The organism is Clostridium budayi (genome assembly GCF_055396605.1).
This window is the reverse complement of the sequence record NZ_AP042456.1, coordinates 1,344,790-1,357,326: the sequence shown is the minus strand read 5'-3', so window position 1 is coordinate 1,357,326 and position 12,537 is coordinate 1,344,790. Positions and strand designations below refer to the sequence as shown.

Below are 12,537 nucleotides of genomic sequence, written 5' to 3'. Positions count from 1 at the left end.
TTTACTCTAAACTTCTTCTAAAATATTCTTTAAATTGTTTTTCTCTATTATGCAGCATTTTACTCATAATCTCTTTTTCTTCTTTAACTAATTTATATATCTTTGATATTTCTTTCTGTTTTTCAATGTCTATAAGTTTTATTTCCATATCTTCTAATGTTTTTAATTTTATTATTGATAATACAGATCCCTCAGAATTTCTGTCAAAATAATCTTCAGCCTGTTCCGAATTAAGATATGCTACTAAATATTCTGGATCTAAAATATTAGTATCTTTAACTGTTAATATTATAAAATGGGATGTTGCAACAACTTTTTCTTCATCTACATCAATTATCGCTGCAGTATTATCACCGCTTTTCGCTTTAAATATTACATCATTCTTTTTTAATATATATTTATCATCTATTTCTTTTTCTGAAGTAAAATAAGCTAAATCATTATATTTTATATCTCCATAACTACTTACATCTTTTAATTTTATTAACCTATATGTATTTCCCCCCTCTAATATTTTCCCTTGAAATCCACCTTTTAAAATACATAATTCTGATAATTTCATAACACCCTCCTTTTTAAGTTAGCTTTAACTTAAAAGTAACTTTATGTTATAATAGTAATATATTCCATATAATTTGGTCAACACTTTTATCTTAAAATATATAAAATAAAAAAGCTGCAATTTAATAATGCAGCTCTTAGTCCTATTTATATATCAAAATACTTTTTAAATTTTTTAATCCACTCTGTATCCCAATCCATCTCTTCACATAAACTATATAGCTCAACTTCATCATTTATTCCTCTCTTAGTGATTATCTCATGAGTGCCCTTATTTACAATAAGTCCATTTTCTATATCATCTGCTATATCTTTAAAAAGTGCATAGCTTCTTATATGAGAAAACTCTGCAGTTTTTTTAATTAATTTTTCTCCTGTCAGTTCATCTTTTTCTATTTTATATTTGCGTATTCTCCTACTTTTTAGATTTTTCCTACTATCTTGTAATTGTTTTATATAGGTTGTCCTAATATTTTCTGCTGTATCAGAATCTCTTATAGCTTTATATATTTTTTCTGAATACTTTAAATATTCTTTTCTTCTCCCTACTCCCTCTTTTTGTATAAATTCATCTAGTATTTTACCAATTTCATAGGCTCTAAAATACTCCTTGCCAGCTATTCTTGTCCTACTACTATCTGGTATATCTTTTAATATATATTTTGCTGTTGCTTTATTAGTCCTAAGTATCCCATCTATTCTACTTTTCTCAATCCACATTATCCCCATATTATCTATATAGGTACAATTATTCCAAGAATTTTTCACACTACTTCTACCTGTTTTCGTTGTATTTTCAGGATCTTCTGGAATATTATATTCCATATCCTTTACGGCTATTTCAAAAGGTACTATAGATGTTTCTTTTTTCATTACGAAATCATATCCTCATATAATTGATTTAATTTTGCAACCGCACAAGCAGCATCTTTATGCTTACATTTATCTGGATGAAGCTTCTTTGCTATATTATCTCTCCATTTCTTTGCTACCTTTTTATCAGAATAACATTCCCTAGTTATTTTAAGTTTATTTGCCCTTTCTTTTCCGTCTAATTCAAGTAAATAAAATATATATTCATACTCATCACATATAAAATATTTACTACTTTCACCTTCACTTATCTCCTTAGTTTCTATTTTGTTTATTTCGTTTTTACTTACAATGAATTCATTTAAAAACTCTCTAAATACTACAATTTTATCAAATAACCCCTTCCAACTATTACTTGTTATTTTTATCATTTCATTTATATTTTTATCTTTACACTTCTTTTTCTTAAAAAATTCCTTAATATCCTTATTAATTTCTATTCTAGCATTTTTAAGAGTTTTGAAATTCCTTAAATCATCTACTGATTTTACATTAATCCAATCCATTTTATCCCCTCCTTTTATAATCTATATTCTTTTTATAATAAATAATTACAAAAAATGCGTATAGAACAAATTTCTATACGCATTTTAAACAAATAAACTACAATTATTAAAATAACATTTTTATACCTATAATTATTAGTATAACTCCACCTATAATTTCGGCATATTTTTGAAGTATTCCTCCAATTTTTTTACCTATTAAAGTAGCTATTACACATAAAATAAATGTTGTAATTCCAATTATAATAATTGAAGGTATTATACTAACATTTAGAAATGCAAAACTTACTCCAACAGCTAATGCATCAATACTTGTTGCTATTGCAAGCATTATTAAATCTTTACTCTTTAATTCTTCATTTTCTTCTAAATCAACAGAAACTTCTTTTATATCCTCTTCCTGTTCATTTTTCTCTTCTCTAATTTCCTTAAGTGATTCATAAACCATCTTACCTCCGATTATAGTAAGAAGTATAAATGCAATATAATTAGCAAATGATTCTATGTATCCACTAAAATATTTTCCAAAAAACCATCCAATTAAGGGCATTAAAGCTTGGAATATTCCAAAGAAAGCCCCTATCTTTATTGCATTTTTTAATAAGTTTTTCTTAAGTGTCATTCCTTTAGCTATGGCTACTGCAAATGCATCCATAGAAAGTCCAATTCCAGTTAAAAAAATTGCTACAAATGTCATATTATTTCTCCCATCTTCCCTACTCATTTGCACAAAAAAAGACTTACACGTAGCACAAAAAAGGCTACGCATAAGTCTCGCTATTTAATATTAAGCCAGAATCTAAAATATATTCAATATGTTGACTTAATAACTCATTCAATTTATGAGCTAACTACTCCCTTACACAAACGAGTATTTTCTAATACGTATAATATAATACCAAAATTTTAATGTAAATTCTATATTTAGGATTTAAATATTTTTAATTTTTATTATATGTTTTGAAATATATAAAATTTATTATAGAATATACACTGAGGTGATTCTATTGAAAAAGAAAGTTAAGGTTGTAGGCACAATAATTGAGAATAATTCATCTGAAATTTTATGTGCTCTACGCTCACCTAAGATGGTTCAAGGGAACCTTTGGGAATTTCCAGGTGGAAAGATTGAAGAAGGAGAAACTATATCTGAAGCTATTGTTCGTGAAATAAAAGAAGAATTAAAATGCGATATTGAATTTATTGAAGAATTCAATGATAACACTCATGAATACGAAAATGTAATTGTAAATCTTATAACTGCAAGATGTAAAATAGTTTCTGGTACACCAAAGGCATATGAACATTCAAAACTTATCTGGTTACCTATTGAGAATTTAGAGACATTAAAATGGGCTCCAGCCGATATGCCAGCTGTTAAAAAGCTTATAGAAAAAGTGTAGAGAAAATTCTACACTTTTTTAAGTTATTATTTAGTTTTTTCTGGTTCTTTATATTCTTTTCCTTTAGTATCAACCTTAATAGACTCAATCTTAACTTCATTTAAAGGCTTATCATTTGAATCAGTTTTAACATCTTCAATCTTATGAAGTACATCAAGTCCTTCTGTTATCTTCCCAAAGGATGCATAATCACCATCTAAATGAGGTGAATCCTTTGTCATTATAAAAAATTGACTTCCACCTGAATCTTTATCTCTAGCACGAGCCATAGATAAAACACCTTCTGTATGTTTTAAATCATTATCAAATGCATTTGATGAAAATTCACCTTTAATACTATATCCAGGACCACCAGTTCCATTTCCTTCTGGATCTCCACCTTGAATCATAAAGTCTTTAATAACCCTATGGAAAGTTAAATTATCATAAAATCCACTATTAGCTAAAGCTATAAAATTATTAACCGTATTTGGCGCTTTATTTGGATATAATACACCTTTCATAGTTCCATAATCCTTAACTTTAATAGTTACCACTGGAAGATCTTTTTCATCAATTTTTTCTTCAGTCTGTTTTGGAGTATTATCCCCTTTAGACTTTTCATTAGATTTACTATTACTACATCCGACTATAGATATAGAAAGTACAGCAAATATAGCTAAAATAGTTATAAACTTTAGTTTCCCTTTCATACTCTTCATAAGCACCCTACTCCTTTTAATCTTAAATTTATTATATAAATATTTCTATTTAATCTTTATATTGAACCCTTACATATTAAAGGTTCAAAACTATATTCATTAAATGCTACAACATTTCTAGAGAAAGAATATCCTCCATTCCCTTCTACATATCCGTAGTATTCTATAACTTTTCCTAAACTAGTATCATAAAGTTTTGGATCTTCTATAGCAAAAGAATTATCCATATATTTATTCTCACCATATAGCATTATGTCCCCTTTTTCTCCAGTTTGAAGTTCCATTATTTCATTAAATAATAAAAGAGCTTCCATATAAGTATTTGGATTATTCTCCCCTCTTATTCCTTCCATAAAAGGTAGTGCATCACTAAATTCTAAATCAATACCTTCAAAGAAAGTATCTACTACAGTATTTTCTGAAGGCATTGGTATCATATTGTATCCCCTAAAAGCAAATACTTTATACTTGTCCTCAAATCCATTTTGTATTTTATAAAATACTATTTTGTATCCATCTTTAACTCTTAAATTGCTTCTTTCTTCTAATACCTTATTTATATTAAATTCTACTATTCCACAATCAGTCTCTATATACTCTCTTTCATTTTCAATAGATGTAACATTAAATCTTTCAAGTTCTACATCACTTTCTCTTAAATATTCCTTTAAATTAAACATTGGAACATCTCTCATAGGTGATACATATATGCCTGATTCTCTTATATCATAAAAATCTAAATGTGATAATTTATATTGCATTTTTAATGCCTCATTTATTTCATCTTCACTGTTTACATAATATCCACTTCTTCTTAAATATAAAGAATACATATATAAATAATCCTCATAATCTAATCCTACTTCATTATTCATATTTAATTCTTCTATATACTCATCATATAGTTCTCTTACTGTCTTCATATTATTCCTCCTACTTTATCTTGTATGAAAACATTGTATCACTTCTAACTTAATTTATAAAATTCATAACATACACAATAAATACTGAACATGCAGCAACAACTATTAGTGATTTTTCAAAATAAGCGAGTGTTAAAGCTACAATAGTTCCAATACTTGAATAAAGCATATTCCCTGTACTATAAAACACACTTGGAAATGTCATAGCTCCAAGGACAGAATAAGGCATATAATAAAGAACAGATTTTAAAAATCTACTTTCTATTTTATCTTTTAAAAATACAAATGGGAAAACTCTTGTTCCATAAGTTATTAAAGCCATTACTAGTATACATATAATTAAATACATAACCTAATCCTCCTCTTTTATAGGAAATAATTTTGCACAAATAACTGCTGCAACTAAAGAAGCTATAATTAATACAAACCCTTCTGAAATTATATTTAGAAATTTTACATACTTAAATAAAGCACTAATAAAAGCTGCTATTAATACAACTATTAATATTGGTTTACTCTTCTTCATTTCAGGAACTATAAGTGCTATAAACATTCCATATAGAGCTATTCCTAATGAATCTTGAAGTTTTTCTCCCATAAAGCTTGTACTAATTGCTCCTATAAATGTACCTAGTGCCCATCCAAAGTAAGGTGGTATTATTAGTCCAAGCATGTATTTAAAACTTAACTTTTTTTCTTCTAAGGATGCAACTGTAAAAGTTTCATCTGTTACTCCAAAAGCAACTATATATTTTTCTTTTTTAGTTACACCTTTTTTAAACTTTTGTGATAATGATAAAGACATAAGCATATACCTAATGTTTATAATAAAAGTAGTTAATGCTATTTCAAAAAATGTAGCACTATTAAAAATCAAATCTATTCCTGCAAACTGTCCTGCTGATGTAAGATTAGTCATTGAAATCATTACAGCCATTAAAGGGTCCATACCTCCCCTTGCAGCAATCATTCCAAAAGTTATAGATACAGAAATATAACCAAGTGCTATTGGTATACCTTTTTTAAATCCATCTTTAAAATCATTTATACTTTCAACCTTTAAAACTTCACTTAACTCTTCCCTTTCTTCTAAACCTTCCACAATTTATCTCCTTTAATTTCTATAATTATAACAATATATATTCTATCACATTTTTACTTTTAATTGAATTCAATCAATTTTATGGTATAAAATATATGGTATACTATAAAAAAAAGGGGGATTTTATATGAATTATACTAGACCAGACATTAAATCAAAAAAATGTATGCGAATAACTGCTTTAATATTATTTTTTATAATGACTATTATTTTGATCTCTTTACGTTTTATTATTAAAAATAATATTTCAATTAACTACTTAAAATTTATTGATATTCCTATAATTATATGTTTAATTCTTTTGTTATTTAATTTATTTTTTATGCCAAATTTAAGGTATAAGAGATATAGATATCTAATAACTGATGATAAAATTGAGATAATTGAAGGTGCAATATTTATAGAAAAAACTATTATTCCAATAGAAAGAATACATCAAATTTCTGTAAAACAAGGACCAATTAATAGAATTTATGGACTTTCTAAAGTTACAATATCTACTGCTGGAAGTAATGCTGAAATTAACTTTCTAAATGTAAGTGAAGCTGATAAAATAAGTGAAAACTTAAAAAATAAAATAAATAATTTAGTTATAATCAATCGCGAAATGGAGGCCGAATAGATGGATAATCCTTTTAGATCGCACTTTTCAATAATATTCGAAAATAGTATTAGCTTTTTATTTATTATTTTATTATTTTTTATAAATATATTCCGAGACTTTTTTAATGAAATAGATTCAATTAATATAAAAAATATATATTTATTAATAACTACTAATCTATCAAAAGGAATATTTATATTCATAATTTTATTATTAATTATTTTAATAAAAATTTTTATAAATTATTTAATATGGCGTAAAACTTTTATGTACCTTGATAATAGTGATTTTGTTTATGAACGTAATAGTATATTTAAGTGTAAAAAGAACTTTCCACTTAAAAATATAGCTTCTGTTAATATAAATCAAAGTATATTTCAAAGACTTATTGGTACATCTTCATTGAAGTTTGACTTAAACTCAAGTTTATTTTCTGATACAAGTAATATAAAAATAGTTTTAAAAAAGGAAGTTGCTAAAGAGCTTCAAGATTTAATACTGCTTAAAATATCTAAAATAAAAGTAAAAGATACAACTGATCCTTTAATAGATAATCAAATTGATACTGATTCTTCGATAAATAGTTCAGTTAATACTGACTCTATAATAGACTTTACTTTAATTGATGTAATAAAGCATAGTGTATTTAATTTATCTACTTTTTCAATATTCTTTACTTTAATTGCACTAGTTCCATTTACTCTTGAAATTTTTGACAAGTCAACTAGTGAGCCATTTTTAGATACTTTATATTTTATAGTGGTAATAATTATTTTCCAAGGTGTATCAATCTTTTTAAAAATATTAAAATATTACGATTTTAAAGTAAATAGAAATAATAATATTATTTCCCTTAGCTACGGATTATTTAATAAAAAAGCATATTCATTTTCAGTAAATAAAATAAATGCTATTGTTATAAAAAGATCTCTTTTATGCAGAATATTTAAAATGTACTCCTTGCAAGGTATGGTTGCTGGATTATCTGATGAAGAGAGTGAGTCACCTTGTCTTTCTTTATGTGTAAATAAACAACAATTAGATATAATTTTAAATACTTTACTTCCTGAATTTAAAAATGACGGGGAATTAATAAATGCTCCAAAAAGCTCTTTTTATATTAAACTGCTACATTCACTATTAATTTTAATTCCATTTATAATTTTAAGTCTTGTTACTAAATACTTCTTCATATTTATTCCTGTCCTATTAATCTTAATAGCTTATAGTTATTTAAAATTTAAAAATAATAATATGATAATAGGAGATAACCTATTTACATTTTCTAAGGGAGCTTTTGATATTTCAATAACTACTATACAATATAAGAAAATTCAACTTGTAAATATTAATAGTAGTCCCTTAAAGAATTTATTCAAAATTAAAACTGGAAGCTTCTCATGTATCTCAGATAGTTTTGATTTTATTCAATCTCTTGGATATTTTAAAGAAAATTCTTTTAATAAATTAGTTGATAAACTTTTCTAAAAAAGAGTCTACAATTTACTTGTAGACTCCTTTTTTTAATTTAATATATATTTTTTCTCACCTTCACTTAAATTTCCTAAATATATATTATTTAAATTTAAGCTTAAATTTTTATAAGCTTCCTTCATCTCACTTAAACTAGTTAAATCTTTTTCCATTTTATATCTTGGAAAATATCTAGATAAATGAAGTGGCATATTTTTATCTATGCCTCCGATAAATTCTGATAAATCTTTTAAAAACTCATCATTTGTATTTTCTCCTGGAACTAATAAAGTTGTTACTTCAACATGAACTCCAAATTCTTTTGCAAGTTTTATTGTATTTTTAACTGGACTAATTCTTCCAGTGCAAAGCCTTTTATAATAGTAATCATCGCCTTTTAAATCAACATTCATTGCATCAACAAAAGGTAATAATTTTTTCAGTGGTTCTTCACTTATATATCCATTTGTTACAATAACAACTTTTTTACTACTATCCATTTCTTTTATAATCTTTGATGTTTCATAAACGAATTCATACCAAATACTAGGTTCATTATAAGTAAAAGCTACCCCTAAATTATCTTTTGTAGTACATACAATATTAGCTAATTCTTCTGGTGTTATTTCTTGAGTATGTGGTCTCTCTTGTGATATAGAATAGTTTTGACAAAAAGAACATGTAAAATTACATCCAAAAGAACCTACAGATAATATTTTACTTCCAGGATAAAATTCACTTAAAGGTTTCTTCTCTATAGGATCAATTTGTGCACTTGTTAAGTTTCCATAGTTCAATGTATATAACTTTAATTCACCAAATGTTGAAATAGCTTTACGAACCTTACAAAGTCCTACTTCATTTTCTTTTATTAAACAATTATGAGGACATAAACTACATCTTATCATTCCATTTTCTTCTTTATAAAATTGTGCTTCTTTATAAAATTCTTCTTTTTTCAAAATTATTCCTCACCTTCTTTATATCTAGTAACTTTAAATCTTTCAAGCTTATACTCTTCAAAAGGTGATATATTTCCTTTTTGCATAGCTATTTCAACTTGTGCTTCACTATCATCTATTCCTTCTAAATTTGGAAGAAGAAGTCCTTTTTTTCCGCCACTTGAAACTATAACTCCATAGTTTTTAGGATCTAAATCTTCCATATTACATTCTTCTGCTTCATCTAAAATGTCTACTGATATACTACATTCTAAAAGTTCTTCTTCTCTAAGCTTTGGAAATCTTGGATCATTAAAAGCTGCACTTAGTGAATTTTTTAATATTTCAATTCCTATACATTCAGTTGTAGGTATAATAGTTCCAATACATCCTCTTAACATTCCATTTATCTTTAATGATACAAATACTCCTCTTCTTTCTTTTAGAAGAACATCATCTTTAATATCATCCATTCTTAGAGACATCCCCGTTTTAAAGTAATTATGTAAATTACTTCTTGCAAGTTTTGTATAAGGATTTCCCTCTTGCATCTTCTTTCTATGTTCTTCTTCCTTATTCCATATTAGTTTATTATAAAGTGATTCATAACTAGATGCATTAAATCTCATAACCCCATATCCAACTCCAAAAGGTCCTTCATAACTTAATAAATCACCCTTAACTTTATTTTCATCTAAGGTCCCCATAAGTATATATATTGAAGGTAATCCACATTGAGCTGCTTCAACTATTAAAGTTTCTTCCATATTAAATAGTTTTTCTACATCACCTTTTTCTAAAATGCTTAAAAGTTCTTTATCAAATTTTTCACCATAAGGACTAAACTTATAAGGTCCTTCTTCCTTTAACTTATGAGATAAATCCCCTGATGCAATAATTACTGCTCTTTCATTATTTTCATCAACGCTTTCTTTTATACACATTCCAAATTTATATAATTCAAGTGGGGTAAGCATTCCATAAGTTATGTGAACTATTCTATACTTCTTCTTACTTAAAATATAATAAAGTGGAACTAAAGCTCCATGATCTAATTCAAGTTTTATATTATATAAATCTTCTCTTTCTTTTGAAAGTTCAATAACTGGTATATTATTATTTTTACTATTTTCTATTATTTTCTTTGTAATATTTCTATTTATTTCCAAATCATAAGAAACATCAAATACTCCAAAATTACTTAAATCAACTTTAATTCTATACTCATCTGCTATACATATGGCATCTCTAAATACGTTTCCATGAGGAGTTATTATAATTATTGTATCAATATCCTTTTCTAATATTTCATCTCCTATTTTCTTGCAAGCATTTATTGTATTTATTATTTCTTTCTCTTTGCCTTTTCCAACTTCAGGTATCATAATTGGAGGATGTGGCATTAAATAATAACCTTTCATCTATATTCCCTCTTTCTTAAACTCTTCTTTATTCTTTTAATAATCTTATTATTCTCTAAAGTTTATTTAAGTATTAAAAAGAAATTATAAAAAAATAGCCAAGATTCAACATTCTTAAGCTATTTTTATTTATTATTAAATTTTAATCCATTGTATTTGTCTTATGTCCACATACTGCACATTTATAATACTTTTTACCATATTGATTATTGTCATATGCATAATCATACTCTTCCATTTCTTCTCCACAAATAGGGCACTTTATTGTTTTTTTCTTACTCAATATACTCACCTCTTGTCACTTTGTATATCTTCTTATATTTTTCTTTATATATACATTATCTTATAACACTAATTATATATTTTAAAATAATCTAAATACTTTCAATATACATTCTTGCTATATCTTGTATCATATTACTATATTCTATATATTCAAAACTATCTGCTCCTAATGTATCTATAACTTTAGGAGTAAAGAATGTGTATATTCCATTGGCCTTTTCTACTGATCTAGCCTTTACCATATCTTCTTTTACATCAAGATCTTGTAGTTTTGTAAGTGTAAACATTAAAGTAGTTTCCTTACTCTGTATTCCTTTCGGTAAATAATATACATTAACCCTATCATTTAATTCTTCAACACCATACTTACCATTCCATCTAATTGGTAAATACATTCTTATCCCAATATTTTTACTTTCATATAAAGATTCTCCAAACTCTACTTTCTCTAATTCATTTTCTAATTTTAAATCATATTTCTTAAAACTATTTTCATCAATATATTTTCCTACAAAATAACTAGGAATTAAAGTTAAAGTCATAGCTACAACTATAGAGATAAGTAATTTTTTTAAATATCCTTCATAAGTTTTTTCAAAATTATTAATTATAACATTATTGTTTTTTTCCTTAAATAATTTTATAAATTCTTCTAATTTAATTGGTAAACATTGCTTTGGTATAAAAATTAAAATAGCTTCATCTTTTGAATATAATATAACAGATCTATATAGTAATTCAATTTTTCCTATTTCATTTAATTTTATTTTTATTTTACTATATTTGTTTTCTTTAATTAAATAATCATTTTCAATTGTAATATAAACAGTACTATTATAGTCGCAAATATTCTTTTTAATAATTTTGGTAATTTTAGTACCTGTTCTCTTACTAAATTTCTTTTCAAAAAAATATATGATAATAAATATTAGTGGTCCAAATATAAGTATAAATTTAACAAGATAAAAATATATATCAAAATTTGCACATAAGTATGCTAATAATGCTATACAAGCACCTATTATGTAAGGAACTTTAATACTCATATTAAAAGTTTTGTCTATATTAAAACTCTTAGCTAAATACTTATTAAATTCATTAAGACTCTTTGGATATTTTGAAGGTGTAAATTCAAATTTCAAATCTAACACCACCTTACTTTTTTGTATTTTTCTATTTCTGATACTATTATATCTTTTTCTACATCAAGGCATTTAAATATAATAATATTACTTGGAATAAGCAGATTATATTTTATAAAAATATAATCTTTGTATATATTAATCTTTTCAATTCCATCCCATGTTATATCTTTTTCATAATTTTTTTTGCAATACTTAATACCATTTTCATTAATATGAATAATTGTTTTTTCTTCTTCTGTCTCTTTTAATTCCATATTAGACATCTTGTTAGAATAAATATTATATAACAATAATTGCAATAAAATATACATAGTAATTATAAGAAAATATATAGTTAAACTAACATTATTCAAATTACATAATATATACCAAAGCAAAACATATATTATTATATTAAGGCCTATTCCTACCCCTAAAGTAGGCCGTGCAAAAAATTTTTTTCTAGCTTTTTTAAAAATAGCACAAACTTCATCTGTTTTGGTAAAATTATATGTATACATCTCTTCCCCCTAAATTAAGATTGTAGAGTTATTATATTATATAATGTAAATAAAAGTAATATATTTTTAAATTTTTACTTTTCTATAATTTTTCTATAT

General features: G+C 25.2%; 16 protein-coding genes. 3 read left to right on the top strand and 13 right to left on the bottom strand.

The genetic code is table 11. The features are described from left to right. Position 1: 1 nt before the first annotated feature. The 4 genes from ACZ5TJ_RS06350 to ACZ5TJ_RS06335 all read right to left on the bottom strand — a co-directional run bounded on the left by ACZ5TJ_RS06350 (position 2) and on the right by ACZ5TJ_RS06335 (position 2,637). Positions 2–562, bottom strand: coding sequence for a restriction endonuclease subunit S (locus ACZ5TJ_RS06350; RefSeq protein ID WP_464202064.1), 561 nt, complete (start codon positions 560–562; stop codon positions 2–4). A 146-nt stretch (positions 563–708) separates the two neighbouring features. Further along, on the bottom strand, positions 709–1,434 hold the full coding sequence (locus tag ACZ5TJ_RS06345; RefSeq protein ID WP_464202063.1) for a hypothetical protein: 726 nt from the start codon (positions 1,432–1,434) through the stop codon (positions 709–711). After that, positions 1,434–1,940 (bottom strand): J domain-containing protein, encoded by a 507-nt coding sequence (locus tag ACZ5TJ_RS06340; RefSeq protein ID WP_464202062.1) that lies wholly within the window; start codon positions 1,938–1,940, stop codon positions 1,434–1,436. The genes ACZ5TJ_RS06345 and ACZ5TJ_RS06340 overlap by 1 nt, the downstream gene beginning before the upstream one ends. A 106-nt stretch (positions 1,941–2,046) precedes the next feature. Then, positions 2,047–2,637 (bottom strand): manganese efflux pump MntP, encoded by a 591-nt coding sequence (locus ACZ5TJ_RS06335; RefSeq protein WP_464202060.1) that lies wholly within the window; start codon positions 2,635–2,637, stop codon positions 2,047–2,049. Between the two features lie 310 nt (positions 2,638–2,947). On the opposite strand from ACZ5TJ_RS06335, the gene ACZ5TJ_RS06330 reads away from it, so the two are divergent. Beyond that, positions 2,948–3,343, top strand: coding sequence for a (deoxy)nucleoside triphosphate pyrophosphohydrolase (locus ACZ5TJ_RS06330; RefSeq protein ID WP_464202289.1), 396 nt, complete (start codon positions 2,948–2,950; stop codon positions 3,341–3,343). A gap of 26 nt (positions 3,344–3,369) precedes the next feature. Here ACZ5TJ_RS06330 and ACZ5TJ_RS06325 read toward each other — a convergent pair whose 3' ends face one another. The 4 genes from ACZ5TJ_RS06325 to ACZ5TJ_RS06310 all read right to left on the bottom strand — a co-directional run bounded on the left by ACZ5TJ_RS06325 (position 3,370) and on the right by ACZ5TJ_RS06310 (position 6,069). Continuing rightward, positions 3,370–4,035, bottom strand: coding sequence for a peptidylprolyl isomerase (locus tag ACZ5TJ_RS06325; protein ID WP_464202287.1), 666 nt, complete (start codon positions 4,033–4,035; stop codon positions 3,370–3,372). A gap of 65 nt (positions 4,036–4,100) precedes the next feature. Next, a complete protein-coding gene (locus tag ACZ5TJ_RS06320; RefSeq protein WP_464202058.1) occupies positions 4,101–4,967 on the bottom strand; it encodes a hypothetical protein in 867 nt (288 codons plus the stop codon). Between the two features lie 49 nt (positions 4,968–5,016). Then, complete coding sequence (locus tag ACZ5TJ_RS06315; RefSeq protein ID WP_077229033.1) at positions 5,017–5,316, bottom strand: AzlD domain-containing protein; 300 nt, start codon at positions 5,314–5,316, stop codon at positions 5,017–5,019. 3 nt (positions 5,317–5,319) lie between these two features. Beyond that, on the bottom strand, positions 5,320–6,069 hold the full coding sequence (locus ACZ5TJ_RS06310; RefSeq protein WP_464202055.1) for an AzlC family ABC transporter permease: 750 nt from the start codon (positions 6,067–6,069) through the stop codon (positions 5,320–5,322). Between the two features lie 127 nt (positions 6,070–6,196). On the opposite strand from ACZ5TJ_RS06310, the gene ACZ5TJ_RS06305 reads away from it, so the two are divergent. Then, positions 6,197–6,691 carry a PH domain-containing protein gene (locus tag ACZ5TJ_RS06305; protein WP_464202053.1) on the top strand — a complete coding sequence of 165 codons (495 nt, stop codon included), beginning with the start codon at positions 6,197–6,199 and terminating at the stop codon, positions 6,689–6,691. A 249-nt stretch (positions 6,692–6,940) separates the two neighbouring features. Beyond that, positions 6,941–8,161 (top strand): PH domain-containing protein, encoded by a 1,221-nt coding sequence (locus tag ACZ5TJ_RS06300; RefSeq protein WP_464202051.1) that lies wholly within the window; start codon positions 6,941–6,943, stop codon positions 8,159–8,161. Between the two features lie 35 nt (positions 8,162–8,196). On the opposite strand, the gene amrS is transcribed toward ACZ5TJ_RS06300, so the two are convergent. The 5 genes from amrS to ACZ5TJ_RS06275 all read right to left on the bottom strand — a co-directional run bounded on the left by amrS (position 8,197) and on the right by ACZ5TJ_RS06275 (position 12,192). Then, positions 8,197–9,108: an AmmeMemoRadiSam system radical SAM enzyme gene (gene amrS / locus ACZ5TJ_RS06295; RefSeq protein WP_464202049.1), complete on the bottom strand. Its 912-nt coding sequence runs from the start codon at positions 9,106–9,108 to the stop codon at positions 8,197–8,199. Between the two features lie 2 nt (positions 9,109–9,110). Beyond that, a complete protein-coding gene (amrA, locus tag ACZ5TJ_RS06290) occupies positions 9,111–10,508 on the bottom strand; it encodes an AmmeMemoRadiSam system protein A (RefSeq protein ID WP_464202047.1) in 1,398 nt (465 codons plus the stop codon). A gap of 142 nt (positions 10,509–10,650) precedes the next feature. Continuing rightward, the gene (locus ACZ5TJ_RS06285) at positions 10,651–10,791 is read right to left on the bottom strand and encodes a hypothetical protein (RefSeq protein ID WP_171991997.1); all 141 of its coding nucleotides are present in this window, start codon (positions 10,789–10,791) and stop codon (positions 10,651–10,653) included. A gap of 91 nt (positions 10,792–10,882) precedes the next feature. Beyond that, positions 10,883–11,935 (bottom strand): hypothetical protein, encoded by a 1,053-nt coding sequence (locus ACZ5TJ_RS06280; protein WP_464202044.1) that lies wholly within the window; start codon positions 11,933–11,935, stop codon positions 10,883–10,885. 2 nt (positions 11,936–11,937) lie between these two features. Beyond that, the gene (locus ACZ5TJ_RS06275) at positions 11,938–12,192 is read right to left on the bottom strand and encodes a hypothetical protein (protein WP_217077758.1); all 255 of its coding nucleotides are present in this window, start codon (positions 12,190–12,192) and stop codon (positions 11,938–11,940) included. Positions 12,193–12,537 lie beyond the last annotated feature (345 nt).

Excerpts from the sequence above, each read along its gene's own strand:
- ACZ5TJ_RS06340 (WP_464202062.1), bottom strand. The coding sequence starts at position 1,940 with ATGGATTGGATTAATGTAAAATCAGTAGATGATTTAAGGAATTTCAAA.
- ACZ5TJ_RS06300 (WP_464202051.1), top strand. The coding sequence starts at position 6,941 with ATGTACCTTGATAATAGTGATTTTGTTTATGAACGTAATAGTATATTT.
- ACZ5TJ_RS06345 (WP_464202063.1), bottom strand. The coding sequence starts at position 1,434 with ATGAAAAAAGAAACATCTATAGTACCTTTTGAAATAGCCGTAAAGGAT.
- ACZ5TJ_RS06275 (WP_217077758.1), bottom strand. The coding sequence starts at position 12,192 with ATGGAATTAAAAGAGACAGAAGAAGAAAAAACAATTATTCATATTAAT.
- amrA (WP_464202047.1), bottom strand. The coding sequence starts at position 10,508 with ATGAAAGGTTATTATTTAATGCCACATCCTCCAATTATGATACCTGAA.
- ACZ5TJ_RS06305 (WP_464202053.1), top strand. The coding sequence starts at position 6,197 with ATGAATTATACTAGACCAGACATTAAATCAAAAAAATGTATGCGAATA.
- ACZ5TJ_RS06350 (WP_464202064.1), bottom strand. The coding sequence starts at position 562 with ATGAAATTATCAGAATTATGTATTTTAAAAGGTGGATTTCAAGGGAAA.
- ACZ5TJ_RS06315 (WP_077229033.1), bottom strand. The coding sequence starts at position 5,316 with ATGTATTTAATTATATGTATACTAGTAATGGCTTTAATAACTTATGGA.
- ACZ5TJ_RS06325 (WP_464202287.1), bottom strand. The coding sequence starts at position 4,035 with ATGAAAGGGAAACTAAAGTTTATAACTATTTTAGCTATATTTGCTGTA.
- ACZ5TJ_RS06320 (WP_464202058.1), bottom strand. The coding sequence starts at position 4,967 with ATGAAGACAGTAAGAGAACTATATGATGAGTATATAGAAGAATTAAAT.
- ACZ5TJ_RS06335 (WP_464202060.1), bottom strand. The coding sequence starts at position 2,637 with ATGACATTTGTAGCAATTTTTTTAACTGGAATTGGACTTTCTATGGAT.